Below are 25087 nucleotides of genomic sequence, written 5' to 3' on the forward strand. Positions count from 1 at the left end.
CCGCGGGGGTTTTCGGCGCGTCGCGCCGGCGATCGTCGGGTCGTTCGTTCGTCAGGGACGGGGCGTGGGGGCCGTCGAAGGGCGGTCTGTCCGGCCGTGTCGCGGGTGCGTCGCGGCTCGCGCCTCGCCCCTCCATTGTGCAGTCCGGGGCGGGCGGCGTCAACAAGCGATTCCCGGGGCCGGGGCGTCCCGGGGAGGGGTCAGATGGAGCGCTCCTCGAACAGCCGGGAGCGGAACCGCGACCATTCGGAGACGGCGTCGGACGGGGCGTGCGGGTGCTGCTGGATGTAGTCGGCGAACAGCCGGTCGATCAGGTCGAAGCGCTCGGAGATCGCCCGAAGCACCGCCACGGCCAGGGCCTCGGCGGCGCGGGGGTGGTCGCGGCGGAGGGCCTGGTAGGCCGGGTGGTGGAGGGTCAGCAGGCGGACCTCGGACGTGGCCCGGACGGTGGCCGGCGGCGGGGCGGGGCGGAAGAACGAGGTGGTGCCGAAGACCGCCGGGGCCGTCAGCGTGGTGATCAGGTCGTTCCGGCCGCCGTCGGACCGGCGCTCGATCTCGGCGGTCCCCTCGATCAGGAACGAGAGGTGGTCGTTGGGCTCCCCCTGGGCCAGCAGGACCGCCCCCTTGGGGGCCTGCTCCTCGGCCAGCGCCCGCAGGAGCTGCTGCTTGATCTCGCGGTCCGCCGACTCGAGCCAGGGGGCGGCCATGAAACGTTCCGCGGATTGGGCGTTGATCATCGTCCGACCTTCTCCATCCCTTGCCGAGGCCTCGCGTCCGGGGGCCGTCCAGCCTAGCGTCTCGCTCGGCATTGTTCAAACCGGCGGCGGCCCGCCGGTTTGGGTTCGGTCGACCTTGTCGGTCGCGTCGACTCTGCCTGGCGTCGGGGTCGCGACCCCGGGGGCCGGCCGGGCCCGACGAAATGGCCCGAGCCGGTCGGCGGCCGATGCCGATCCCAACTGACGGATGAATCCGGAGGGTTCGGTTCCGGAGGGTTCGGTGAGGACGCGGAGGGTCGCGGTCGAAGGATCGCGTCGCTCCGGGGCGGGAGGATACGCCATGGGGACGTCGCGGGGATCAGCCGTCGCGGTTTGCTTGCTGCTCGGATTGTCCGGGTGCGCGGGGGTCCAGCATCGCGGCCCCGCCTCGCCCGCCCCGGGGGCCTCGGCCTCCGCATCGGCCCCGACCGGCCTCCGAGGCTGGTGGTCGCGCAAGTTCGGCGGCGGCTACCGGCCCACCATCCAGACCGCGCCCGGCGTCGGCCCGGCCAGCGTGTGGCCCCAGCGTTCCGGCGGCGGCTGGCAGGCCGTGCACGATTTCGCCAGGCCCCCGTGGGTCACCCGCCAGCCCCAACGCGCCCCCATCTTCAGCCGGAACGACGCCGAGGCGGTCCCCGGCCAGCCCAAGATGACCGCGGCCGAGGTCAACGAGGCCATCGCCCGCATGACCCGGGGCCGCAAGGACGACGACCTGGTCCTCCCCGTCCGCGGCCTCGACGCCCCCGACGGCCGTCCCCGCGCCGAATCCCAGCCGGGCGACGAGCCGACCCTGCTCGCCCAGCCCATCCGCCTGCCGGATTCGCTGGCCGCCGATGAGGTCGCCCGCGAGACGCCCCGGGTCGCGCTGGTCGACGAGCCCGAGCCCCGCGTCCCTGCCGCCGTCCCCAGCCTGCTCCGCGAGACCGAGCCCGAGCCCCGGGACGTCCAGGTCGCGGAGGCGGCCGCCGAGATCGTGGCTCCCGAGGCCCCCGCCCCCAAGTTTCCGGAGGAGCCCGTCGCGGCCGAGGCCCAGGACGAGGCCGAGGAAGACGACGAGGCCGGGGACCTGGAGCCGGCCCCGCTCGCCGTGACGCCCCCGGTCGCCGACGAGCCCCGCCGCGACCCCGCCGACGACGAGCTGATCCGGTCGGCCCAGATCCCGCCGCCCCCCGTCGTCCGTCCGAACCCCGGCGACGTACCGGCCGACAAGCCCGCGCCCCCCGCGCTCGACCCCCCCAAGGACGACGCGGCCACGCCCGCCGAGGCCCCGAAGCCCGAGGAGGCCCCGAAGCCGGCCGAACCGCCGAAGGTCGAAGAGGCCCCGAAGCCCGAGGAGCACGCCCCGGCCCCCGCGCCCGCCCCGGAGAAGCCGGCCGAGCCGGCCCCGGCCGCGACGCCGACGCCGAGCAAGCCCGTCGAGCCGCCGATGCCTTCGACCCCCTCGCCCACGGCGCCGACCCCGACGGTCGGCGAGGCGGAGGCCCCGGCCCCGGCCTCGCAGGCCCCGACGCCGGCCCCGCAGGCCCAGGCCCCGTCGCCGGTCCTGGTCGAGACCACGACGACGTACGGGGCGCCGATCGCGTCCATTCCCTCGCGGCCCCGACGCTGGTCGTTCTGGAAGTGGAAGACCGCGCCGGGGGCGGCGGTGCACGCGGCGCCCCAGGACCTGCCGGCCCAGCTCCCGCCGGTCATGTTCCCGACCTCGTACGACTCGATCTGGGCCAAGCCCCTGGCCCCGTGCCCGGACCACGCCCGGGTGCCGCTGGCCTCGGCCCAGGCGCCCCCCGTCGCCCCGTCGCCGCAGGGCTTCATCGCGACGGCCGCCGAGAAGACCTCGTGCTGGCTGGTGGACCGCCTCAAGAGCCGGGTCGCCAAGGTCAAGGCGTGGAAGGACGACCACATCTGCCGGCCGATCAAGGATTTCAAGGCCGCGCTCAAGGGCGGACGCTGCCACGCCTGCTCGGGCCACGCCCCCCTGGCGAGCCCCCAGGCGGCCCCCTCGCCCCAGGCCGCGCCCAGCCCGCAGGGCGCGCCGATCATCGGCGGCTCGCGCTTCGGCCTTTATTGACCGGGTCGGGCCGAGCCCTCTCCCGCTTCGATCCCGACGCCCGCTCCCCTCCCGCCTCCTTGCGGCGATGGGAGGGGGCGTCGGCTTTTTCTTTCCCGGGTCCACGCCCGGATGGGGCCCGGCCCGGGTCAGGGCTTGAGGACGACCTTGATGCAGCCGTCCTGCTTGTCGCGGAAGGTCTGGTACATCTCGGGGGCGTCGGCGAGCGGGCGGGTGTGGGTGATGACGAACGAGGGGTCGATGGCGCCCTCCTCGATCTTCTTGAGCAGCGGGGCCAGGTAGCGCTGGGTGTGGGTCTGGCCGGCCTTCACGGTGAGGCCCTTGTTCATCAGGGCGCCCATCGGGATCTTGTCGTCGAAGCCGATGTAGACGCCCGGGATCGAGAGCGTGCCCCCCTTGCGGCAGCACATGATGGCCTCGCGGAGGACGTGCGAGCGGTCGGTGGTCAGGTGCAGGGCCGACTTCGCCTTGTCGACGATCGCGTCGAAGCTCCCCGTGGCGTGGGCCTCGCAGCCGACGCCGTCGATGCAGCGGTCGGGGCCCCGGCCCTTGGTCATCTCCATCAGGCGGTCGTAGACCTTCTCCTGGGAGAAGTCGATCGTCTCGGCCTTGCCGTGCGTGCGGGCCATCTCCAGGCGTTCGGCCACGCGGTCGATGGCGATCACCCGCCCCGCTCCGAGCATCCACGCGCTCTGGATGGCGAACTGCGAGACCGGCCCGCAGCCCCAGACGGCCACGGTGTCGCCGGGCTCGATGTCGGCGTTCTCGGCGGCCATGTAGCCGGTGGGGAAGATGTCGGAGAGGAACAACACCTTTTCATCGGGCAGATCCGACTCGACCTTGATGGGGCCGACGTCCGCGAACGGCACCCGCAGGTACTCCGCCTGGCCGCCGGAGAACCCCCCCAGCATGTGCGAGTAGCCCAGCAGCCCCGCCGGCGACTGCCCCATCGCCTGGCGGGCGATCTCGGCGTTGGGGTTCGACGTGTCGCAGAGCGAATACAGCGTCTTCTTGCAGAAGAAGCAGTCCCCGCACGAGATCGTGAACGGGACGACGACCCGGTCCCCCTTCTTGAGCCGGGAGACCGCCGGGCCGACCTCTTCGACGATCCCCATCGGCTCATGGCCGAGCACGTCCCCCTTCTCCATCGTCGGCATCAGGCCGTTGTACAGGTGCAGGTCCGACCCGCAGATCGCCGTCGCCGTGATCCGGATCACGACGTCGCGAGGGTCCTCGATCTTCGGGTCGGGCGCGTCTTCCACGCGCACGTCGTGCGTGCCGTACCATCGTAGTGCTTTCATGGCTTCGCTCCCGGGTCTGGGTTGTTCGCTCGGATGATGCCGGAACAACCCGCAAATCCCGAGCCGGGAGGTGGGGAGCCCGGGAGGGCCCGAGGCGCGAGCGACGCTCCCACCGCCTCGCGAGGCCGGGAGTCCCGCGAGCTTCCGCGAGGGGTCCTCGACCGTCGCTCATCCGGGAGCGGGCCCGTGAATTCAAGACTCCCGGCGAGACGCCTGGTACTCGTCGTACCACCGGTACCAAAGCCGAAAGCCCTCTTCTTCCGAGAACCTCGCGCTCAGATAGGCCAGGCTGAAAGAGCTGAGCGTCCACCGCGAGGCGTTGTAGTTCGCGGCGACCCACTCCTCGAAGTCATCCCGCCACGGGCGAATCCAGCGCGCCTCGGCCGGGAGCTTGTGGATCTCCTCGGCGAACTCGATGCCGTCAAGAAAATGGCAGAGCCTGGTGATCGCCATGCTTCCGAGGAACATGCCCGGCTTGCGCCGGATCTCTTCGAGCAAGGTCGCGAGGTCCGGATACCGTTCGGGTCGATTGAGCTGGTGGCCGACGGGCGCGTCGTCTTGGCTCATGGCGGAGGCTCCTGGGAAGTCTCGGGCCGCGGGATCGTCACGCCTCGTACAGCTCCAGCGGCAGGCCGTCGGGGTCGGCGAAGAAGGTGAAGCGCTTGCCCGTGTGCTCGTCGACGCGGACGGGCTCGACGGCGACGCCGCGCGATCCCAGCTCGCGCACGGACTCGTCCAGGTCGGCCACCTCGAACGCCAGGTGGCGCAGGCCGCAGGCCTCGGGGTAGCTCGGGCGCGGGGGCGGGCTCGGGAACGAGAAGAGTTCGATCTGCGTCCCGTCGGAGAGGGCCAGGTCGAGCTTGTACGAGTCGCGCTCGCGGCGGTGGACCTCGCGGACGACGGCCAGGCCGAGGACCTCGACGTAGAACCGCCGCGACCGCGTGTAGTCCGAACAGATGATCGCCGCGTGATGCGTCCGCTCCAGCCGCATGGGGGGGCTCCGGGTGAATTAACGTTCTGTTACGGATCGAGCTTCGCGGAAACCCCATAATCCGTCGAGTGGGAAGCCCGGAAGAGGGACCACGTCGCCCCAGGGGGGTCGAATTCTCGACCCGAGGAGGAACCATGCCGACGGCCGTCATGCGCGTCTTGATGTTCTGCGGGATCTGCCTGGTCGCCGGGCTCGCCTACCTGGGCGCGGAGTATCCGGTGTCGGAGGCGGCGCTGGAGTCCCAGGAGCCGCCCGGGCCCGGGCCTGGCGGCGGCGGGGGGTTCGGCCCGCCCCCCGGCGGTCCGGGGGGTCCCGGCGGCGGCTTCGGCCCGGGCATGTTCCTCGCGCCGGCGATCCTGGCGGAGGCGGACGCCGACGGCGACGGCCGCCTGAGCCCGGAGGAGGCCGGCAAGGCCGCCGCCCGGTTCGTCGCGGAGGCCGACGCCGACGAGAACGGCTCGCTTGACGCCCAGGCGCTGGGCCGCGCCCTGAACCGGCGGATCCCGGGCCCTCCGGGCATGCCCGTCGACGAGGGCGGGGACTTCGGCCCCGGCACGTTCTTCGGCCCCATGCTGCTGGAGGCCGCCGACGCCGACCAGGACGGCAAGCTCACCCCGAAGGAAGCCATCGCGGCCGCCGAGCGTTTCGTCCGAGGACGCGACGCCGACAAGGGGGGGCTCGACGCGGAGTCCCTCGCGGCGGCCGTGAACTCCAACATGCCGGGCCCCCCGGGCTTCGGCCCCGGCGGGCCGGGGGGCCCCGGCGGCCCTCCGGGATTCGGGCCCGGCGGCGGCGAGCGCAAGCTCGTCAAGAAGTACGACAAGGACGGCGACGGCCGGCTGAACGCCGACGAGCGCCGGGCCGCCGTCGAGGGCGAGAAGGCCGGTCCGGGAGGCCCCCGCGGCGGGCGGCGCGGGCCGGGGGGCTTCGGCCCGCCTCCGGGCTTCGGCGGCGAAGCCGAACCCGCGAAGCCCGGCGTGAAGGTTTCGCCGTCCGAGGTCGCCTCGTATCCGGGCCGGCCGCTGTACGACCCGGACGTCCTCCGCACGCTCTTCCTGGACTTCGAGGGGGACGGCTGGGAGTCCGAGCTGTCCGCCTTCTACAAGTCCGACGTGGAGGTCCCGGCGACGCTCACCGTCGACGGCCGCAAGATCGAAGGCGTGGGGGTCCATTTCCGGGGCATGTCGTCGTACTTCACCGTCGGCGAGGGCCGCAAAAGGTCGCTCAACGTCTCACTCGACTTCACCGACCCGGACCGGAAGCTCGACGGCTACAAGACGCTCAACCTCCTCAATTCGCACGAGGACGCCAGCCTGCTGCACACCGTGCTGTACTCCGAGATCGCCCGCCGCTACATCCCCGCGCCGAAGGCGAACTTCGTCCGCGTGGTCATCAACGGCGAGAGCTGGGGCGTGTACGTCAACGTCCAGCAGTTCGACAAGAAGTTCCTCTCGGAGAACTACGGGACCGACGAGGGGGCGCGTTGGAAGGTCCCCGGCAACCCCGGGGCCGACGGCGGCCTCGGCTACCACGGCGACGACCTCGCCGAGTACAAGCGGCGCTACGAGCTGAAATCCTCCAAGAAGGGCGAGGACGACGCCTGGAAGGCGCTCATCGCGCTCTGCAAGACGCTGGACGAGACCCCCGCCGACCAACTGGAGAAGGCCCTCGAACCGATCCTCGACGTCGACGGCGCGTTGAAGTTCCTGGCGCTGGACAACGTGCTGGTCAACGGCGACGGCTACTGGACCCGCGCCAGCGACTACAGCATCTACCTGGACCCCTCGGGGAAGTTCCACCTCATCCCCCACGACATGAACGAGACGTTCCAGGCGGGCGGCGGCTTCCCGGGCTTCGGCCCCGGCGGCCCGGGAGGTCGCGGCGGCCGGATGGGCGGCCCCGGCGGCGGTCGCGGCGGGCCGCAGGGCTTCGGGCCGGATCGGCCCGGCTTCGGCCCCGGCGGTCCGCCTGACGGCGGCCCCGGCGGCCCTCCTCCGGGGTTCGGCCAGGGCGGACCCGGCGGGCCTCCGGGGGGGCGCGGGGGCTTCGCGGGCGGTCGCGGCGGGCCGGGGGGGCGCGGGGGACGCATGGGCGGTCCCGGCTTCGGGCCGGGCGGAGGGGGCGTGGACCTCGACCCGCTGGTCGGGCTCGACTCGGCCCGCACGCCCTTGCGGAGCAAGCTGCTGGCGGTCCCGGCGCTCCGGGCCCGCTACCTCGGCTACGTGAAGGCGATCGCCGAGAAGGACCTGGACTGGAAGACGCTCGGCCCGATCGTCGCCCGCTACCGGGCCCTGATCGAGAAGGACGTGGAGGCCGATACGCGGAAGCTGGAATCCTTCGCCGCGTTCCAGGCCGCCACGTCGCCGAAGGCCGTCGCGGCGAAGCCCGAGGCGACCAAGGGCCGCGGGCCTCGCGGCGAGGGGATGAGCCTGCGGGCCTTCGCCGACGCCCGCCGCAAGCACCTGCTCGGCCTTCCCGAGGTGAAGAAGGCGAAGGCGCCCTGAGCGAATACTTAGCCGGCCGCCCTCGCCGCGGCGGGCGAGGGCGGCCGGCGGCGTTTCGCGGCTTCGTCCGGCTTGACGTAAGATGAGATCGTGGGTCCCGGGATTTATGCCGCCACATCGGCGGCGGAGGGTGCGATGCCGGCCTGGATGAGCGAATCGTTGTCCAACGATCAGACCTTGCCGGCGACGGTGATGGCCTGGCGGATCGCCTCGGCCCTGCTGCTGGGCCTGGTGGTCGCCGGCGTCTACCGCTGGGCGCGGCGCGGCCACGGCGCGCCGCAGGCGACGTTCCTGACGACGCTGGTGCTGCTCTCGGTGACGATCGCGATGGCCACGCAGGTCATCGGCGACAGCGTGGCCCGGGCGTTCAGCCTGGTGGGCGCGCTGTCGGTCGCCCGCTTCCGGACGGTGGTCAAGGACACGCAGGACACGGCGTTCGTGATCCTGGCCGTGGTGGTCGGCATGGCGGCGGGGGCGAACGACGTGATGGTCGCCGTGGTGGGCCTGGCGGTGGTGGGGGTCGCCTCGCCGTTCCTCTGGCCGCCGCGGCGCGGGCCGGCGTGGGGGGGCGTGGACGTCGAGCTGAAGCTCCGCCTGGCCTCGGGCCAGGACGTGCGCGCGGCGGTCGACGAGATCCTCGCGGGGTTGGCGACGCGGTCGACCCTGCTCTCGGTCGAGACGGCCCGCCAGGGGGCGTCGATCGACCTGGCGTACCGCGTGCGGCTCCGCGACGATTGCTCGCCCGTCCAGGCGACGGCCGACCTCGGCCGCGCGCCCGGCGTCGAGGGGGTGGAGCTGCGTCGCTGCGATCGATCGTCCGACTGAGTCGACGCGCGAAGACGGCCGAGGGGCCAGGTGCCATGATCGAGACGCCCGCCGGAACGCCCGACGCCGCCGACCCCCCGTCGATCCTCCTGATCGACGACGACCTGGAGCTTTGCGACCTGCTGCGCGAGTTCTTCGCCGGCGAGGGGATCGGGCTGGAGGCCGCCCACGACGGCCGTCGCGGCCTGGGGGCGGCCCTGGACCACGCCCGCGACCTGATCCTGCTGGACGTGATGATGCCGGGCCTGGACGGCTTCGAGCTGCTCCGGCTGCTGCGGAGGCGCAGCCAGGTGCCGGTCATCATGCTGACGGCGCGGTCGGCCAAGGCCGACCGGCTGGCGGGCCTGGGCGCCGGGGCCGACGACTACGTCCCCAAGCCGTTCGACCCCGACGAGCTGCTGGCCCGCGTCCGCGCCGTGCTCCGCCGCGCGGGCCGCGCGCCGCGGCCCGTCGCGGCGCTGGAGGCCGAGGGCATCCGGCTGATCCCCACGGCGCGCGAGGTCTTCGCGGGGGGCGAGCCGGTCCCGACCACGACGTTCGAGTACGAGATCCTCGAATACCTCCTCAGGGCCGCCGGCCGGGTCGTCACGCGGGACGAGCTGACGGCCGCCCTGTACCACCGCCGCAGCACGCCGTTCGACCGCGCCATCGACGTCCACGTGAGCCGGCTCCGCAAGAAGCTCGGCCCGGCGGGGGGGGCGCTGCGGACGGTCCGGGGCGTGGGCTACCTGTTCCGATCCGGGCCCGAGCCCGACGCGGAGGCCGCGCCGTGAGGTCGATCTACGCCAAGCTCCTGGCCTGGGCGGCCGTCACCGTCGCGCTCTCGTCGATCGGGTTCGTCGCCACGTTCTGGTACCTGTCGGAGTCGCGGTCGTCGGAGCACCGCTTCATCGACGCGATCCTGGCCCTCCAGCGCGACGGGGCCGTCCTGGCCCTCCGCGACGGCGGCCGCGAGGGCCTGCGGGCGTTCCTCGCCGAGATGGGCGCGTCGTTCGAGGGGGACCACTTCCTGGTCGACCGCCACGGCCGCGACCTGCTCGACGGCTCCGACCGCGCCGGCCTCCTCGCCCGGGCGCGACGCCCCGAGAGCGGGCCCAGGCCCCCGCGGCCCCCCGGGGGGCCGCCGCCGGTGATGCTCAGCCCCCCCACGGCCGACGGCGTCCGGTTCATCGCGCTGCCGCGCCCGCGGTTCGTCTGGTCCCAGACGCTGCCGTACTACCTCTGGATCCTGCTGCTGATCCTGGCCCTGATCTACGCGCTGGCGGTCCACCTGGTCCGGCCCCTGCGGCGGCTCCAGCGGGCGCTGGACGAGTTCGGCCGGGGGGGGCTGGCGACCCGGATCGGCTCGAACCGTCGCGACGAGATCGGCGACCTGGCCCGGTCGTTCGACGTGATGGCGGACCGGATCGCGTCGCTGATGGCCGCCGAGCGGCGGCTGATCCAGGACGTCTCGCACGAGCTGCGGTCGCCGCTGACGCGCCTGGGGCTGGCCGTGCGGCTGGGCCGCTCGGGCGACCGCGAGGCCGCCATGGGCCGGATCAAGAAGGAGGTGGACCGGCTGTCCGCCCTGGTGGACGAGCTGCTGCGGCTCAACTCGGCCGAGGAGGACCCCCACGCCCGCCACCGCGACGAGTTCCGGCTCGGCGAGCTGCTGGCCGACCTGGCCGACGACTGCGCCGTGGAGGCCGAGGCGAAGGGCTGCCGGATCGACATGCGGGCCGACGCCCCGGCGGTCGCGACGGGCGACCGCGAGCTGATCCGCCGCGCCGTCGAGAACGTCCTGCGCAACGCCGTCCGCCACGCGCCCGAGGGCTCGGCCGTCGAGGTCGCCCTGCGGGCCGACGCCGACGCCGCGACGATCGCCGTGCGCGACCGCGGCCCGGGCGTCCCCGAGGGGTCGCTCGAGGACATCTTCAAGCCCTTCTTCCGCATCGAGGACGACCGCAGCCGGGCCAGCGGGGGCGTCGGCCTGGGCCTGGCCATCGCCCGCCGCGCCGTGGCCCTGCACGGCGGCTCCATCCTCGCCGCCGACGCCGATCCCGGCCTCCTCGTGACCATCCGCCTCCCCCGGGCCCCCGGCCCCGGCGACGAGGGATCGGGCGATGACGCGCGGAATTCGCCCGATCCGTCGGGCGACCCCGGTCCGACGGCCTAGACTTGACGCATGCTGGGGGCCGATCCGGCCGCGCCGGTCGCGAGGAGTGCGAAGATTTCGCATGGCCGACCCCCTTGCATGCCGGCCGTCGCGTCGCTCTAATGAAATTCTTAAGACATGCGTGGTGGAAGGTCTCTCCCCCTCCCACATCGCCCCGCCCCGCCCTCTCGTTCGACGGAGAACGACGGGACCCGGCGGGGGTCCTCGTTCGCACCCTCAAACTCATCCAACCTACAATCGAAGTCCATCTGGAGGTGCCCCATGGCACGTTGTCGTGCCTCCCTGCGCAAAGCGTTCACGCTGATCGAACTCCTGGTCGTGATCGCCATCATCGCCGTGCTCATCGCGCTGCTGCTGCCGGCCGTGCAGTCGGCCCGCGAGGCCGCCCGCCGCATCCAGTGCACGAACAACCTGAAGCAACTCGGCCTGGCCATGCAGAACTACCACGACGCCCTCGGCTCGTTCCCGCCGGGCGCCCGCTACACCTCGTGGGGCACCTGGTACCACTACTCGCTGTCGTTCCTGGAGCAGGGGGGCATCTACAACGCCTTCAACTTCATGGGCTCGACCAACACGACGCCCGCCCTGGGCTACCTGAGCGCCGAGAACCTGACGGCGACGCAGGCCCGGATCAACGCCTTCCAGTGCCCCAGCGACGAGGCCGTGGCCCCGCTCAGCGGCGTGCCCTCGGGCAACTACGTGGCCAACTTCGGCAACACGGGCACCGGCCTGTTCCAGATCAAGGACGCCACCTACTGCTGCGCCACCTATAACGGCGTGGTCTTCCTGGGCGCCCCGTTCTCGTGGATCCGGATCGGCACGGCGCCGGCGCAGTCGTTCGCGGGGACCTTCGGCATCTCCAGCATCACCGACGGCACCAGCAACACGATGCTGCTCTCGGAGGCTATCCAGGGCAAGGTGAGCGGCACCAAGACCGACCTCCGCGGCTTCATCCAGTACGGCTCGTCGTGCGGCTTCGCGACCTACCTGTCGCCGAACTCGAAGCAGCCCGACATGATCAACGACGCCAACTACTGCGCGTATCCGTTCGGCAACAACCCGCCGTGCAAGTTCCGCAACACGCCCCCCGCCGCGTTCCCCGGCGACACCACCCCGGCCATCAACGGCGACACCTACGGCGCCCGCAGCCGGCACCCGGGCGGCGTCAACACCGTGCTGGCCGACGGCTCCGTCCGCTTCGTCAAGGACTCGATCAACCTCGAGACCTGGCGGGCCCTGAGCACCAGCCAGGGCGGCGAGATCATCAGCGCCGACTCGCTGTGATCGACCGCGTCGCAATCACCCCCGCCCACCACGACCGCCCGGATCCCGATCGGAGACGCCCCTGATGCGCAAGTTCTTCCTGTCCGCCCTGCTGGCCTCGCTGACCCTGGGCTTCGCCGGCTGCGGCGACGAGGCCGCCGCCCCCGTCGGCGAGGAGGGCCCGAAGGCCCCCGGCGTGCCGACCGAAGGCCCCGAGGCCCCGAAGGCCGCCAAGTCCAAGCGGAGCTGATCGGCCCGCCGACCAGAACCGAAGAGACGGGACGCCCGCCACCCCGGCGCGCGTCCCGTTCCGCGTTTCGAACGCAGGCCTTCCCTTCCCCCCCTGGTGGGGGAAGCCGGCCGCGAAGCGGTCGATGAGGGGGATCCTCGGGGCGGACCGAGCAGGGAGCGACGGCCCGCATTTCTTCCCTTCCCCCCTGGTGGGGGAAGGTGGCCCGAAGGGCCGGATGAGGGGGATCATCAAGGCGGACGAGGCGAGGAAGCGACGGCGTTCGTGCCCGCCTGGTTCTCCCTCGGTTTCCGTGCTCGTCGCCCCCTCATCCGGCCTTCGGCCACCTTCTCCCACGAGGGGAGAAGGGCGATCGTCGACGGCTCGCCGTTCGATCGTCCGGACGGCTGCCGTGCTCATGCGGCCCCGCCGGGCGGGGATGCAGCGCTCACGCCAGGACGTCGACGTCACTTCCCGGCCCTGTCGACGATCTCCAGGAACGTGGGGCCGAGGAAGATCCAGTTGGTGGGCGTGACGGAGATCGGGCCGTTGATGCCGAAGACGGCCAGCGAGTAAGTCTTGCCCGGCGCCGGGTCGGCCAGCTCGACGCGGTTGGGGTGGTTGAAGCCCCCCGCGACGTTGCCGCCGGCCTGGCCCACCTTGTACGGCAGCTTGCCGTCGACCCAGACCTCGCCGTAGTCGTCCACGGTCGTCTGGAAGAAGACCGACTTCCCCTCGACGCCCGGCGGCAGCGTGACCTTCACGCGATACCAGCAGAAGCAGATCTGGCCCGTCGAACGCCGGTCCTTCAGGGTCTCGGGGGCGACCACCTCCCACTTCGAGTCGTCGTAGTCCGCGGCCATCGCGCGGGGCTCGTAGTTGTACGTCTTGTTGGGCGAGCCGTCCGGGTTCTTGCCCTCGACGGGGACGAGCGTCACGTCATGCCAGCGCCATTCGGCCTTCACGGACTCGGCGCCCGCCCTGGTGCGAAGGTCGATCCGCCTCGGCTCGTCGGCCAGGGCGGGGGCGACGAGCGCGGCGGCGAGCAGGGGGAGGAGCGCGAGACGGTTTCGAATCGTCACTTGTTCGTCTCCCGGATCTGGGCCTTCTCCTCGGCGGTGAAGCGGCTGTCGGCCTTCGGGCCGGGCTCCCAGCAGGATTCGAGGGCGGAGGGGCGGGGCGTCTGGACGGGGATCACGAACGTCTCGGTCCCGTCGGCCGACTTCTCGACCCGGCCGCCGGCCTTCACCACGGCCTGCGCCGCGAGGTCGTCGCAGACGGCGAGGACGTCCGGGAAGGCGTACTCGGTGGAGTTGAACTTGGTCTTCTCGTCGAGGGCGCCGGTGTACTTGGCGGGGAGCTTCGCCGCGCCGATCGCGGTGAAGAGGATCCCGGCGGCGTTCGAGGGGTTGCAGTCCGAGTCCTGGCCGCATCGGGTGGAGACGACGATGGTCTTCTCCGGGTCGCCCTCGCCGTACAAGAGCCCCATGACGATGTAGGCGCCGTTGATCTTGGCGTCGATGTTGAACTTGTACGGCTCCTTCTCGTTCTTGCTGCACGAGAAGCGGCGGTAGGCGGGGTCCTTCTGGTACTTGGCCTCGATCTTGTTCCAGGCGGCCTCCCAGTCGTCGGGGTGCTCCTTGTGCCAGGCGATCACGTCGGCGATGCACTCGGCGTACTGGCTCTCCTTCGGGATGGCGGCGAGCCCGGCGCGGACGATCGTCTCGGGGTCGGTCTCGAAGAACGCCTCGGCGTACATGGCGCCGACGAGCTGGCCGCCGTAGAGGCCGTCGCCGTGGTTCATCAGCCGCCCGAAGGTCTCGCCGAGCCGGATGGCGGTGTTGGGGAGCCCCGGGGCGATGAGGCCGGAGAAGTCGGCCTCGATCTGATAGTCGATGTCGTCGGCGTGGTCGTTGAAGGCGGGGTGGCCGCTGTCGGGCGGGGCGATCCCCTCGCGGAGCCGCTTGCGGCCGGCGGCGTTGGCGTGCCAGAGGGGGTACTTGCTGTTGGCGAAGTCGATCCCCGCCTGCCGCGTCGTGGCGTCGAGCCCGTGCTTCTGGAGCGTGCGGAGGAACGTCATCTCGACGTAGATGTCGTCCTGGTCGAACTGGTTGATCGTCTCGGGCGTCCAGGCCGGGACCTTGTCGGCCGGCACGATCGCCCCCTGCCAGCGGAATTCGGTCGGCCCGCCGATCCCGACTCCGGCCATCTGGCCGATCCAGCCCCCCTTCATCTTGTCGCGATACTCCTCGCGCGAGAGCCGGCGTTCCTTGGGCTCGTCGTCGGCGCGGAGCGGGGAGGCGAGGGCGAAGGCCGCGAGCGTCAGGCCGATGGAGAAGAAGAGTCTCATGTTTATGCACCTTTAGGCGTTGGGCCGGTTCGGGCGGAATGGCCGAGGGGCCGCGTCTCCGCGGCCCCTCGGTTCATCGTCGTGGCGGTCTCACTCCGCCTTCCCCGTCGCGGCCCAGAGGGCGCCGCGGCGCAGCCAGGGGGCGACCTCGGGGTCGGCCAGGGCGGTCACGTCGTGGCCGAGGACGCAGGTGAAGACCCGCCCCTTGCCGTACGGGTTGACCCAGACGACGGGCTCGTCCTTGCCGGTCCCCTTGGGCTTCTCGGGGTCGGAGTAGGCGGTGGCCAGGACGACGGCGCCTTCGGGGAGCAGGCTGTTCTGGTACAGCTCGTCGACGACGTGGTCGAACTTGTCGGGCAGGCCCTTCGAGACCGGGTGGTCGGCGTCGGTCTTCTTCACGGTGAAGGCGTGCGGGGGGCCGTGGAAGCCCTGCTTCCGCCAGCCGCCGAGCGCCTTCTCGTACTCCTCCCAGTTCGGCGAGGTGAAGGCGCTCGACGCGAAGTGGTACGAGACGAGGCCCTTGCCGTCGTCGCGCACGGCCTTCAGGAAGGCCGCCTTGTTGGCGTCGGACCACTGGGTCTCCGGGGCGCCCTTGTCGGTGTTGCGGTAGTTCAGCACGAGCACGTCGTACTTCGCCAGGTTCTCGTCGGTCAGGTCCTTGCCCGGGGTGGTCGTCACGTCGACCGCGATCTTGCCGCCGTCGGCGAGGATCCCCTTCAGGGCCTCGTGCGTCCTCTTCCAGTCGTGGGCGCCCACCTCGTCGCCGGTGATGATCAGGGCCTTCACGGGCGCGGGCTCGGCCGGCTTCTCCTCGGGCTTGGGGGCGGGCGCGGGCGCTGGGGCGGCGGCGACGGGCGTCGCGGGCTGGGTGATCGGGTCGAGCGCGATCGGGCCGAAGACGGGGACGGCCATGTCGGCGCCGTCGGTCAGGTTGCAGTAGGGGTCGTAGCCGTGGCCGTACCAGAGGAACGCGCCCGGCGGGACCGGCTTCGAGAGCTTCAGGACGACCGAGTCGCGGCTGCGGCCGACGTGGGCCTCATAGATCAGGGCGATCGGCGAGCCGTCCTCCTTGCGGATCGAGAAGCCGGCGATGTGGGTCTCGGGCTGGAGCCCGGCCGCCGCCGTCGAGGGGGCCCCCGTCGCCCTCATGGCGCCGTACATCATGCCGGGGCCGCCCCGGCCGCCGCCCATCATCCCGCCGCGCATCATGCCCGGGGCCATCGCGCCGGGGCCGGGAAGGCCGGCCAGGTTGACGCCGCGGAACTTGACCTCCAGCGTGTTGTTCGGGCCGACGGAGACGCGGTCGAGCGTCGGGGTCGCCGCGCCGAGCTGGCCGAAGAGCTGCCGCTGGGCGATCTTCGCCAGCCGGGCGCCGGCGCGCTTCAGGCCCTGGGTGCCGACGTGGATCGCGTCGTCCAGCTCCAGGTCGATGACCGAGATCACGGCCGTGTTCGCCAGGCGGTCGGGCAGGACGCGCTGGGCCTCCTGCACGCGGTTCCAGCCGGCGGGGTCGGCGTCGTTGACGAAGCGGCCGATCTGGACGTAGTAGAACGGCAGGTCGGCCTGGCCGAGGTCGGAGCGGACGGCCGCGATGAAGTCGGCGAAGACGCGCTCGAAGATCTTCGAGGCGTCGGGCGACGAGTCGCTCTCGCCCTGATACCAGAGCACGCCCTTGACCCGGCCGCCGGTGAGCTGGACCTGGCGGAGCATCGATCCGTACAGGCTGTTGCCGCCTTCGCCCTTCTTCGCGGGGTCCCACTGCTGCATGCTGGTGCCGCCGTGCGCGGCGGTGACCAGGCCGACCGGGACGCCCGTGGCGCGGACCATCTCGACGGCGAACGGCAGCCCCAGCCCGGCGCCCTTGGTGCGCGTCTTGTGGGTCTGGGCCGCGCGCTCGGCGCGGGTGGCGGGGTCGCCCGAGTGGACCGGGTCCGGCGAGTCGACCAGCCAGTGCAGCGGCTCGGCCGCCTGGGCCCACTGGCCGTCCATCCCCAGCGCGAAGACCTTCGGGTCCGGCGGGGTGACGTCCACCAGGTCGCCGACGCCTTCCATGTTCGACTGCCCCGCCAGCACCCAGAGGTCGCCGACGTAGACCGGGCCGACCGGCACCGTGCTGACGACGTTGGAGTTCGGCATCTCGAACGTCACGTTGACCGTGTAAGGCCCGCCGACGGGCACGCCGACGAGCTTGCCGTCGATGAACGCCGGCGCGACGGGCGCGCCGCTCAGGACGGCGCGGACGTTCTTCGCGTCCTTGATCTCCGCCTTGTCGCCGAGCGCCACCGGGATCTCGGCCAGGCCGTTCACGTCGCGCTGGAAGACCTGATAGGGGGCGACGCCCTTGACGATCCCGTCGGCCCGCATCGCGGGGGGGAGGCCTTCGTTCTCGAAGCCGCCGCGGCCGCCCTGGGCGAGCGCCGTCGCGGAGAGCCCGGCCGTCGCGACGACGCCGAACCAGAGTGGGAGGAGCCGAGAGGTCCGCATGGCCGTGGTTCTCCTGGACGGAAGGGCGGAGAGGCCGCCCGGGGGCGGAGCCGCGATCGACGACGCTTTGTCCTCGTCGCCGGACGAAAGCCACATGGTACTCCTCGCGCCGGGGCCCCGAAAGGGAGTACGCGGGGCGTCTCCGAGGGTCCGGTCATCGAACGAAGGCGGGCCGGACGATCCCCCAGACGGCGTCGGCCATCGCGCGGGCGCCCTCGGGCGTCAGGTGGACCGTGTCCGACGTCGCGCCCGGACGGAGGAGCACGCCCAGCAACATCCGTTTGGGGATCAGGATCGCCCCGTGCCGCCTCGCCAGCGAGCGCTGGACGCGGCCGAAGGCGTGGAAGGTGGGCGGCAGGGGCAGCTCCATCAGGACCACGACCCGGCCCGGCCGCGCGAGAGCCGCGAGCAGCCGGTCCAGTTCGACCTCGAAGCGGTCGACCGGCGTGCCGCCTAGCAAGTCGTTGCCGCCGATCTCCAGGAGCACGAGGTTCTCGTCGGCCGCGACCTCGCGGGCCAGCTCCCGCGCGGTCGCCACCCCGGCCCCCGCCCGCGCGTGGACGCGGACCGAAACCCCGTGCTCGCGGGCCAGGATCTCGGGCCAGCCGACGACCCGCGCTTCGCCCGTCCCGGCCGTGAGCGAGTCCCCGACGACACCGAGAATTGGGCGGTGGATCCGGGGCAGGGCGGGGCGCGCGTGGTGACGAGCTTCGCCTCCCGCCGCCCCCAGCCAGAGCAGGACGACCGCGAGCCGCAGCCCGATCACCCGCGAGGGGGTCCGCCCCCCGAGCGCCTCGACGACCGCCCACGCCGACGTGACGACGCCCATCACGACGGCGAACCACGTCGCAAGCGGCGTCGCCGATGCGACCGCCAGGACGACGCCGACCGCCGCCAGCCCGTTCCGCACCGTCCGCAAACCCCGCCGCGAGGCGTACGCCGAAAGTCCGACGGCCGCGATCACGCACCCCGCGCCCGCGAAGAACGCCTGGCCGCTCGCGACGTGGAAGATCAGCCATCGCGTCGGCATGGTCGCCTCCGGGCGCCTCGCGGGTTCGTCAGCTCCCCGCGCGCCAGCGGCGGGTCATGTCCAGGGGCTCGCCGGTCTCGAGGAGGGACTTGAGGCTGGCGAGGATCGCCGGCCAGCCCTGCGAGGTCGCCTCGATGAGCTTCGAGCCGTCGCGATCGATCTCGTGGAGTACCGTCAGCTTCACGGCGTCGCCCATCGGCTCCAGCTCGTAGGTCAGGCGGGAGAAGCCCTCCTCGTGCAGCTCGGGCTTGAACTCGTTGCGCCAGGTGAGGACGAGGCGGCGATGGGGGTCGAACTCCTGGATTTCGCCGGTGTCGGCGACGCGGCCGTCGGGGAGGAGGATCCGCCAGGACGCGCCGGGCTTCCACTCGCTCTCCTGCCAGGTCCCGCCCCAGTACTGGCGGGTGAACTCCGGGTCGAGGAGCGCCCGCCAGAGCTTCTCGGGCGTGGTGCGGACGTAGGTCACGTAGACGAACCGCGATTCAGCCATCGGGGTCTCCTTCCAGCTTCGCCTTGAGGTCGGCGAGCGCGCGCAGGCGGCCGCGATCGAACCGGCCGATCCATCGGTCGGCGATCTCCTGGATGGGCGCCGGGTTCAGGTGGTGGAGCTTCTCGCGGCCCCGACGGATCGGGACCACCAGCGACGCCTCCTCCAGCACCCTCAGGTGCTTGGCCACCGCCTGGCGCGTCATCCCCATGTCTTCGCAGAGCCGGCGCAGCGTCTGGCCGTCCTCGGCGCGGAGCCGGTCCAGCAGGAGCCGACGCCCGGGGTCGGCCAGGGCCTTGAAGACCTTGTCGGAGGGGTCGGCTTCCATGGCGTGATTATGCAACCGTTCGGTTGCGTGTCAAGTTCCGTCGCCCCTTCTCCGGCGCGTCGGGTTGTGCGATCATCCGGGCCGGCGGGTGCGGGAAAGTCGGGAATCGTGCGGATCGAGGGACGCCGGATGGCCGTTGATCTCGGATCGAAGGACGGCGGCGAGGCCGCGGCGCTGATCGTGGTGCACGGGGTGGGCAACCAGGAGCGGGGGGCCACGATGGGGGCCTTGCTCCGGACGCTCGGGCTGGTCTCGCCGCGCGGGGCGGGGACGCAGCTGGTCGCCGGCCGCGAGGTGCTCGCGCGGTCGGGGTCGGCGGGGATCGCGCCCCAGGGGTTCGACCCCGATCGGAACGACGCCTACTGCCCGCACGCGCTGCTGGAATGGGGCGACGACGCCCCCGGGCCCAAGCCCTGCTACGAGTTCTACTGGGCCGACGAGAGCCGGGTGGGGGACTCGGTGTGGAACCGGGCGCGGAGCTACTGGCAGCTCCTGGTGGGGCTCCCCCGGCTGGGCCTGTATGCGCTGGACCCGCCCAGGGGTGAGGCTCGCGGTCCTCTCGATCGGATCGCGCAGGGAGCCTACACGATCGCCTGGGGGGCGCTGGTGCTCCGGTTCCTGGTCGCCCTGGTGATGGTCGGGCTCCAGTTCGGCGGCGTCGCCGGCTGGACGCGGCTCTACGGCCTGCTCGCCCGCGCCGACCTGCTGCGGACGGGGGCCGACCTGCTTTTGCTGCCGGTGCTCCTGGTCTGGCTGCTTGGCTCGCGGCGGCCGGGCCGGGCCTCGCGGGCCGCCGCCTTCCACACCGCCCTGATCGCCCTTGCGGCGGCCACGGTGCTGACCGACCTGATCACGATGAGCCTGCGCCTGCCGCTGCAAGACCTGTCGATCCGGGCGATCGTTTCGCTGGTCCTGGAGGGAGACCCGGCCGACGCCCTGGGCCTGGGGATCGAGGACGGGTCTCGGCTCGATCCGCCGGCGCTCCTCTACGTGCTGAACTCGCTGTCGGGGCTGACGTCGATCCTGGGCTACGTCGTGATCCTGGCCTGGGGGGCGTGGGCCGGGCTCGGGCGACTCGTCCGCGCCTTGCGGGGCGGCGGGGTGCCCTCGCGGCGGCTCGCGTGGCCGTCCGGGTGGTGGTCGGCGATCGCGGTCGTCGTGCTGCTGATCCACCCGCTCGCCTTCCAGGCGGGATGGCGGGTGGTGACCGGGGACCGGCCCGGGGATTGGGCGCTGGTCTCGCCCCAGGAAGACCAGGAGGACCGGGCGCAGGTCGTCGAGGCCCAGGTCTTCCGGGCCTACTCCGGGTTCGTCGTCCTGGTCGTCCTGCCGTTCGCGACGGCCTCGTTCCTGCTGCTGACGTCGTCCTCGGTGCGGAGTTCGCTGGGGCCGGGGCTGGAGCTGGCGCTCGACGTGCTGAACTACCTGCCGCCGAGGCGGCGGATCGACGCCCACGGCGTGAGCCGGTTCCTGCTGGGGGGGCGGCGCGCCGCGAGTCGGCCGCCGCTCGACGCGATCCTCCAGGCGCGCCTGCGCGCCCTGATCGAGCTGGCGGCGCGGCGGCACGGCGGGCCGGTGCAGGTCGTGGCGCACAGCCTGGGGTCGATCGTCGCCGTCTCGGCGCTCGACGACTGGGAGGGCCCCGGCGGCGAAGGCGCGGCCCCGATCGTCGACCTGACCACGATGGGGAGCCCGCTGATGATGCTGGCGGCTCGGCTGCCGAACGAGTTCGGCGCGGGGAGGGCCGACGGCGGCCGTCGGGCGATGCCCGCCGTGTCCCGCTGGCGGAACTTCTACTACTACCAGGACGCCATCGGCCGGAGCCTCGACCCCGAGGCCGCGCCGAAGGGGCCGCCCCCGGAGTTCCTCCCCGACCTCCCGCTCGGCGACGGCACGCACACCGACTACTTCGCCGACCCCCGCTTCGCGCGGGCGTTCGCCGGGTCAGCTGGGGGGTGAGGCGGGCCGGCAGTTCTGGGGGTAGATGCGGCAGTAGAGCCGGCGGAACATCGAACTCTGGCTGCTCACGAAGGCCGGGGCCGCCTGCGGGGCCGGCGCGACGACCAGCAGCGACACCGCCACCATCGGCGCCGCCTCGCCCGGCGCGGGGGCGAAGCCCGTCGGGGCCGCCTTCGACGGCGCGACCGGGGCCTGGGCGGCCGGGGCCGACTTCGACGGCGCGACCGGGAACGGCGCGCCGGGAAGGGCCTTGGTCGGGACCGGCGGCGTGGGGGGCGGAAACGGCTCCACGGGCGCAGTCCGCGCCAGCAGGTCGGCCGTGGCCGCGTCCAGCTCGGCGAGCACGGCGTCGCGGTCGGTGGCGACGGGCCCGGACGACCAGGCCGCGACGGCGTCGCCCAGCGGGTCGTCTTCCGGCTCGCTGGGCTCCTTCGGCAGAGTCATGTCCATCCGCCGGATGAGCTTCGACTCGGGGTCGATCCAGATGCGGACGACGGGGGCCTGGACCATCGGCTGCATCGCCACGATCCAGGCGGGGCGGCCGTCGAGGTCCCGATCCGGCTCGCAGCGGAGCCCTTGCGAGCGATCGCGGACCCGTTCCAGGGCCTCGGGCTCGACCATCAGGGTCGCCAGCGTCTCCAGCAGGATGGGGCCGGCGAGCTGGAGCAGCTCCACCTGGCGCACGTCCGGCGGCGTGGGGGTCGTCCTCATCTCCGCGATCGGCCCGGGATCGCGTCGGCCGAGGAAGCCGTCGGCCACGAACGGGCTGAACGGCGAGGCCAGGAACGGATTGACCGCCGTCTTCCCCCCCGGCCCGGCGGCGATCGCGGTCACCCCCTTCGCGTCCCAGAGCATCCGATCCGAGCGGACGAACCGCAGCGGGACCTCGACGCCGAGCGTCGCGGGCTCCCCGCCCCGGCGGTAGTCCAGCGTCACCGCGCCGCGGTCGGCGTAGGCGGCGAGCCCCCGGTACGCCGCGACGACCTCGCCCAGCCGGGCCTCGGCCGACGGCTCCTCCGCCGTCGCGGGCGGGTTCCAGGCGAGGACGAGCGTCAAGGCCGCGATCAGGGAGGATCCGTGAGTCACCGGAATGTCCTCAACAATCAACAGGTTGAGGCCTTCGTGCGCCAGGGCCGTCTGGCTTGCCCAGGTCTCGCGGTCTTTCCAAAATGTAGCCGTCCGATCGCGGCCGGGCAAGGAATCCGTGGCGACTCCCCGCGGGGTGCGACCGATGGTTCGCGGCCCACCAACCGGGACTGATTACGATGTGAGCATCGCTGATTAATTCTAAGGAATAAAGAGATCCGGCGGATGTCGGGTCGCCGTCCGTAATGGTCGACGAAGGCTTTAGTTGTGGCGATTTTCTGGGGTTGTCGGGGTATGGCGCGGGGTTAGCGATTAGGCACTCCGGATGCGGTCTCGTGGAAGCCCGGCGCCCCGGCCGCGGCTGCCACGACCGCGCGCCGGCGGTCGTGCGGCGCGAGGCTCGCGGCGTGGTTCGCTGAAAATTCTCTTGACGGCCTTTTCGCGAGTCACTGGGCGGCCTCGATGTGGTAGAAGAGAAGGGCTTCGCAGCGTCAAGGTGCGAGCGTCCCGCCCTCGCCTCGACGCCCGCCGACGCGCGTCCCGCATGTCCTTGCTGATCGGTTTGAAATTCGGAGGTGTTGGTCCATGGGCTCTTCCGCGAAGTCTCGGGCGACGGCCGCCGCGATCACCTCGGCCCTGGTGGCGAGCCTGCTGGGGGCCGGCTCGCTTCTCGGCTGTTCGCCGGCCGAGATGGGCTCGATCGACATGGCCAAGGCCAAGTCGATCGCGGCGGAGTCCGGCATCGACCAGAAGCGGGGCCTCGCCGGGGGCACCCCCAAGAAGAAGCGCGGGACCACCGTGCAGCCGGGCCTGCAGGGCCGGATGGAGGCCCGCTGAGGCGCCTCCCGCCCCCCAAATCACTCGAAGTCTCGTCATCGTCTCGATTTCTTTTCCCGACTTCCCTCGTACGTCCCAATGAGGTTCCTCCCTTGAAGACGTCCCTTATCCCCCGCTCCCGCGGCTTCACGCTCATCGAGCTGCTGGTGGTGATCGCCATCATCGCGGTCCTGATCGCGCTCCTGCTGCCGGCCGTGCAGTCGGCCCGCGAGGCCGCCCGCCGCGCCCAGTGCGTCAACAACCTGAAGCAGCTCGCGCTGGCGGCGGCCAATTACGAGTCGTCCGCGGGCATCCTCCCGCCGGGGCACATCGGGGCCTCGACGCAGGGCGGCACGTCGCTGTACACGGGCGTCAGCGCCTTCGTGCACCTGCTCCCCCAGATGGAGCAGACGCAGATCGCCAACGCCTACAACTTCGTGGTCTCGAACGCGGCCCCGCACAACCAAACGATGGCCGGCGTGGGGATCTCGGCCCTCTGGTGCCCGAGCGACCCGGTGGCCAGCCAGCCCTCCGCGCTCGACCCGGGCTACAACGTCTTCACCCCCCCCGGCTCCCGGCAGATGCACCTGAGCTACGCCGCCTGCCGCGGCATGTGGTACTCGGCCACCCCCGCCGACTCCAGGGACACCTGCCTTTCCACGATCCAGCAGGCCTCGCTGGGCGTGATCTTCCCCAACGGCGCGGCCCGCCTCTCGGCGATCACCGACGGCACGAGCAACACCATGATCTTCGGCGAGCGGGCCCGGGGCGTGCTGGCCGCGGCCGACCTGCCGGGCTACCACTGGTGGCAGTCGGGCTGGTGGTCGGACTCGCAGTTCGACACCAACTTCGCCCCCAACGCCCACAAGAACTTCAAGACCCAGATCGCCGTCGACGGCTGGTGGTGGATGCCGCTCCAGGCCGCCTCGAGCTTCCATCCCGGCGGCGTCAACGCCTCGTTCTGCGACGGCTCGGTCCGCTTCCTGAAGGACTCCATCGCCAGCTGGCCGATCAACAACGCCGCCGGCGGCGACCCCGTGGGCCTCACCTACGGCGCCACTTGCTCCGAGCCCCAGATGGGCACCGCCCGGCCCGGCATCTATCAGGCCCTCTCCAGCAAGTCCGGCGGCGAGATCACCAGCGCCGACGCCTTCTGAGCGACCCGCAAGCTCCGATCGATCCCGCTCCGAACCCCGCGACGCCCGCCGGGGGCCTTCAGGCCTCCCGGCGGGCGTCGTCGTCGATCAGCCGTGCGAGTCGCCGGCCGTACTCCTCCTTCATCGGCAGGTCGCGGTCGACCCGGATCCGGCGGCGGGCCGCCTTCACGGCCAGGCCCCGCACCGGGTCGAAGCCTTCCTTCTCGTAGCGTTCCCACCAGAGGCCCGTCCCCCGCCGCTGCCACGCCGGAACCCGGGCGAAGTTGACGCCGCGGCGGTGGAGCAGGTCGTGCTTGAACGCCGAGGACTTGCCGTGCAGCGCGGCGGTCGCCTCCGCGGGGCCCATCCCGCCCTTGCGGAGCGTCCAGTAGCACCAGCCGTTGAGCGCGCATCGGCCCGCGTCGGCCTGCCGCCATCGGAAGTAGTCCACCACGTCCTCGCCGCGCGAGCCGACCCACGCGCGGGAGTCGAACCAGGCGACCGCGCCGCAGGCCGTCGCGAACGCGGCGCTCGCCAGCGCCGCCGAGAGGCTGACGGCCTTCTCGACCTCGCGGTCGAACAGGGCCCAGTCGCGCGGCAGGAGCAGCGAGACCTCGTCGCTCTCGGTGTAGGCGTACGCCCCCTGGAAGCGCTCCAGGAGCGCCCGGGCCACGTCGGTCATGTGTTCGTGGAAGGTTGCGTCGAACGGCTTCTCGAAGCGATCGGCGGTGAACCGGGTGAAGCCGTGTCCGTCGACCCGCAGGACCACCCAGGCCGACGGCGGCAGCCGCAGCGCGTGGTAGCATTCGCCGGCGCGCATCCGGCCCTCGAAGCTCGAAGCCCTCATCGCCCCCCCTCGTCGAACCCCACCCGCTCCAGCCGGTCGAACCCCTCGTCGAGCGTCGGCCGCTGCAGCCGCCGCGCGGTGATGAACAGGGCGGCGTCGGGCACGCGGCCCCTTCCGGCGCGTCCCGCGTTACGCCGGAGGCACTCGGCGATCGGCACGTCGAAGAAATAGCCGACGACCGAGGCCCCGCGCTCGCGGGCCAGCCGGATGATCGCCGCGCGGTCCTCGACGGTCGGGTTCGTGTTGTCGACCACCACCGACCGCCCCCCGAGCAGGGCCTCGTCGAGGAGCCGCATCTGCCGTCTCTGGGGCCGGCGGTTGTTGCGCAGGAGGTCCTTGCTCACCAGGACGTGCGTGGCCGCGAACCGCTCCCGGTGGAACGTGCTCTTCCCCGCCCCCTGCAGCCCGACGAACACCAGGACTTCCATCGTCCGCCCCCGCCGGCTCGCCGAGTCCCGCCCGTGCCGACACGA

23 protein-coding genes are annotated in these 25087 nt (G+C 72.3%); 10 read left to right on the forward strand and 13 right to left on the reverse strand.

Annotated features, from left to right (window positions below; all coding sequences use genetic code 11):
- Positions 1–200: 200 nt before the first annotated feature.
- Positions 201–737 carry a cyclic nucleotide-binding domain-containing protein gene (locus tag G6O68_RS20155; protein WP_165250441.1) on the reverse strand — a complete coding sequence of 179 codons (537 nt, stop codon included), beginning with the start codon at positions 735–737 and terminating at the stop codon, positions 201–203.
- A gap of 319 nt (positions 738–1056) precedes the next feature.
- On the opposite strand from G6O68_RS20155, the gene G6O68_RS20160 reads away from it, so the two are divergent.
- On the forward strand, positions 1057–2823 hold the full coding sequence (locus tag G6O68_RS20160) for a hypothetical protein (RefSeq protein ID WP_165250442.1): 1767 nt from the start codon (positions 1057–1059) through the stop codon (positions 2821–2823).
- A 128-nt stretch (positions 2824–2951) separates the two neighbouring features.
- Here G6O68_RS20160 and G6O68_RS20165 read toward each other — a convergent pair whose 3' ends face one another.
- The 3 genes from G6O68_RS20165 to gloA2 form a co-directional block, all read right to left on the reverse strand.
- Positions 2952–4124 (reverse strand): zinc-dependent alcohol dehydrogenase, encoded by a 1173-nt coding sequence (locus G6O68_RS20165; RefSeq protein WP_165250443.1) that lies wholly within the window; start codon positions 4122–4124, stop codon positions 2952–2954.
- 192 nt (positions 4125–4316) lie between these two features.
- On the reverse strand, positions 4317–4691 hold the full coding sequence (locus G6O68_RS20170; protein WP_165250444.1) for a hypothetical protein: 375 nt from the start codon (positions 4689–4691) through the stop codon (positions 4317–4319).
- A 37-nt stretch (positions 4692–4728) separates the two neighbouring features.
- Positions 4729–5115 carry an SMU1112c/YaeR family gloxylase I-like metalloprotein gene (gloA2, locus tag G6O68_RS20175; RefSeq protein ID WP_165250445.1) on the reverse strand — a complete coding sequence of 129 codons (387 nt, stop codon included), beginning with the start codon at positions 5113–5115 and terminating at the stop codon, positions 4729–4731.
- A gap of 134 nt (positions 5116–5249) precedes the next feature.
- On the opposite strand from gloA2, the gene G6O68_RS20180 reads away from it, so the two are divergent.
- From G6O68_RS20180 to G6O68_RS20205, 6 genes are all read left to right on the forward strand, one after another.
- Entirely contained in the window at positions 5250–7619 is a 2370-nt protein-coding gene (locus tag G6O68_RS20180; protein ID WP_165250446.1) for a CotH kinase family protein, read from the forward strand.
- A 147-nt stretch (positions 7620–7766) separates the two neighbouring features.
- On the forward strand, positions 7767–8444 hold the full coding sequence (locus tag G6O68_RS20185) for a DUF4956 domain-containing protein (RefSeq protein ID WP_165250447.1): 678 nt from the start codon (positions 7767–7769) through the stop codon (positions 8442–8444).
- Positions 8445–8479: 35 nt separating this feature from the next.
- On the forward strand, positions 8480–9217 hold the full coding sequence (locus G6O68_RS20190) for a response regulator transcription factor (RefSeq protein ID WP_165250448.1): 738 nt from the start codon (positions 8480–8482) through the stop codon (positions 9215–9217).
- Positions 9214–10599, forward strand: coding sequence for a sensor histidine kinase (locus G6O68_RS20195; RefSeq protein ID WP_165250449.1), 1386 nt, complete (start codon positions 9214–9216; stop codon positions 10597–10599). Before G6O68_RS20190 ends, G6O68_RS20195 begins: the two co-directional genes overlap by 4 nt.
- 261 nt (positions 10600–10860) lie before the next feature.
- A complete protein-coding gene (locus G6O68_RS20200) occupies positions 10861–11883 on the forward strand; it encodes a DUF1559 domain-containing protein (protein WP_165250450.1) in 1023 nt (340 codons plus the stop codon).
- Positions 11884–11947: 64 nt separating this feature from the next.
- On the forward strand, positions 11948–12112 hold the full coding sequence (locus G6O68_RS20205; RefSeq protein ID WP_165250451.1) for a hypothetical protein: 165 nt from the start codon (positions 11948–11950) through the stop codon (positions 12110–12112).
- Positions 12113–12558: 446 nt separating this feature from the next.
- Here G6O68_RS20205 and G6O68_RS20210 read toward each other — a convergent pair whose 3' ends face one another.
- From G6O68_RS20210 to G6O68_RS20235, 6 genes are all read right to left on the reverse strand, one after another.
- Positions 12559–13173 carry a hypothetical protein gene (locus G6O68_RS20210; RefSeq protein ID WP_165250452.1) on the reverse strand — a complete coding sequence of 205 codons (615 nt, stop codon included), beginning with the start codon at positions 13171–13173 and terminating at the stop codon, positions 12559–12561.
- Positions 13170–14441 carry an ADP-ribosylglycohydrolase family protein gene (locus G6O68_RS20215; protein ID WP_165250453.1) on the reverse strand — a complete coding sequence of 424 codons (1272 nt, stop codon included), beginning with the start codon at positions 14439–14441 and terminating at the stop codon, positions 13170–13172. The genes G6O68_RS20210 and G6O68_RS20215 overlap by 4 nt, the downstream gene beginning before the upstream one ends.
- A gap of 90 nt (positions 14442–14531) precedes the next feature.
- On the reverse strand, positions 14532–16925 hold the full coding sequence (locus G6O68_RS20220; protein ID WP_165250454.1) for a sialate O-acetylesterase: 2394 nt from the start codon (positions 16923–16925) through the stop codon (positions 14532–14534).
- A gap of 154 nt (positions 16926–17079) precedes the next feature.
- Positions 17080–17955 (reverse strand): GDSL-type esterase/lipase family protein, encoded by an 876-nt coding sequence (locus tag G6O68_RS20225; protein ID WP_165250455.1) that lies wholly within the window; start codon positions 17953–17955, stop codon positions 17080–17082.
- A gap of 28 nt (positions 17956–17983) precedes the next feature.
- Positions 17984–18445, reverse strand: a complete 462-nt coding sequence (locus G6O68_RS20230) for an SRPBCC family protein (protein ID WP_165250456.1) — start codon at positions 18443–18445, stop codon at positions 17984–17986.
- Entirely contained in the window at positions 18438–18770 is a 333-nt protein-coding gene (locus tag G6O68_RS20235) for an ArsR/SmtB family transcription factor (protein WP_165250457.1), read from the reverse strand. The genes G6O68_RS20230 and G6O68_RS20235 overlap by 8 nt, the downstream gene beginning before the upstream one ends.
- Before the next feature lie 129 nt (positions 18771–18899).
- Between G6O68_RS20235 and G6O68_RS20240 the strand changes: the two genes are divergently transcribed.
- Complete coding sequence (locus G6O68_RS20240) at positions 18900–20729, forward strand: alpha/beta hydrolase (protein WP_165250458.1); 1830 nt, start codon at positions 18900–18902, stop codon at positions 20727–20729.
- On the opposite strand, the gene G6O68_RS20245 is transcribed toward G6O68_RS20240, so the two are convergent.
- Positions 20715–21815: a hypothetical protein gene (locus G6O68_RS20245; RefSeq protein ID WP_165250459.1), complete on the reverse strand. Its 1101-nt coding sequence runs from the start codon at positions 21813–21815 to the stop codon at positions 20715–20717. The genes G6O68_RS20240 and G6O68_RS20245 overlap by 15 nt on opposite strands.
- 585 nt (positions 21816–22400) lie before the next feature.
- Between G6O68_RS20245 and G6O68_RS20250 the strand changes: the two genes are divergently transcribed.
- Both G6O68_RS20250 and G6O68_RS20255 read left to right on the forward strand, forming a co-directional pair.
- On the forward strand, positions 22401–22652 hold the full coding sequence (locus tag G6O68_RS20250) for a hypothetical protein (protein ID WP_165250460.1): 252 nt from the start codon (positions 22401–22403) through the stop codon (positions 22650–22652).
- A gap of 92 nt (positions 22653–22744) precedes the next feature.
- Entirely contained in the window at positions 22745–23788 is a 1044-nt protein-coding gene (locus tag G6O68_RS20255) for a DUF1559 family PulG-like putative transporter (protein ID WP_165250461.1), read from the forward strand.
- Between the two features lie 58 nt (positions 23789–23846).
- On the opposite strand, the gene G6O68_RS20260 is transcribed toward G6O68_RS20255, so the two are convergent.
- Together G6O68_RS20260 and G6O68_RS20265 are read right to left on the reverse strand one after the other, a co-directional pair.
- Positions 23847–24614: a tRNA(His) guanylyltransferase Thg1 family protein gene (locus G6O68_RS20260; protein ID WP_165250462.1), complete on the reverse strand. Its 768-nt coding sequence runs from the start codon at positions 24612–24614 to the stop codon at positions 23847–23849.
- Complete coding sequence (locus G6O68_RS20265) at positions 24611–25042, reverse strand: AAA family ATPase (RefSeq protein ID WP_165250463.1); 432 nt, start codon at positions 25040–25042, stop codon at positions 24611–24613. Before G6O68_RS20265 ends, G6O68_RS20260 begins: the two co-directional genes overlap by 4 nt.
- Positions 25043–25087 lie beyond the last annotated feature (45 nt).

Origin of the sequence: Paludisphaera soli, assembly GCF_011064595.1 — a bacterium.
Taxonomy (GTDB): Bacteria; Planctomycetota; Planctomycetia; order Isosphaerales; family Isosphaeraceae; genus Paludisphaera; species Paludisphaera soli.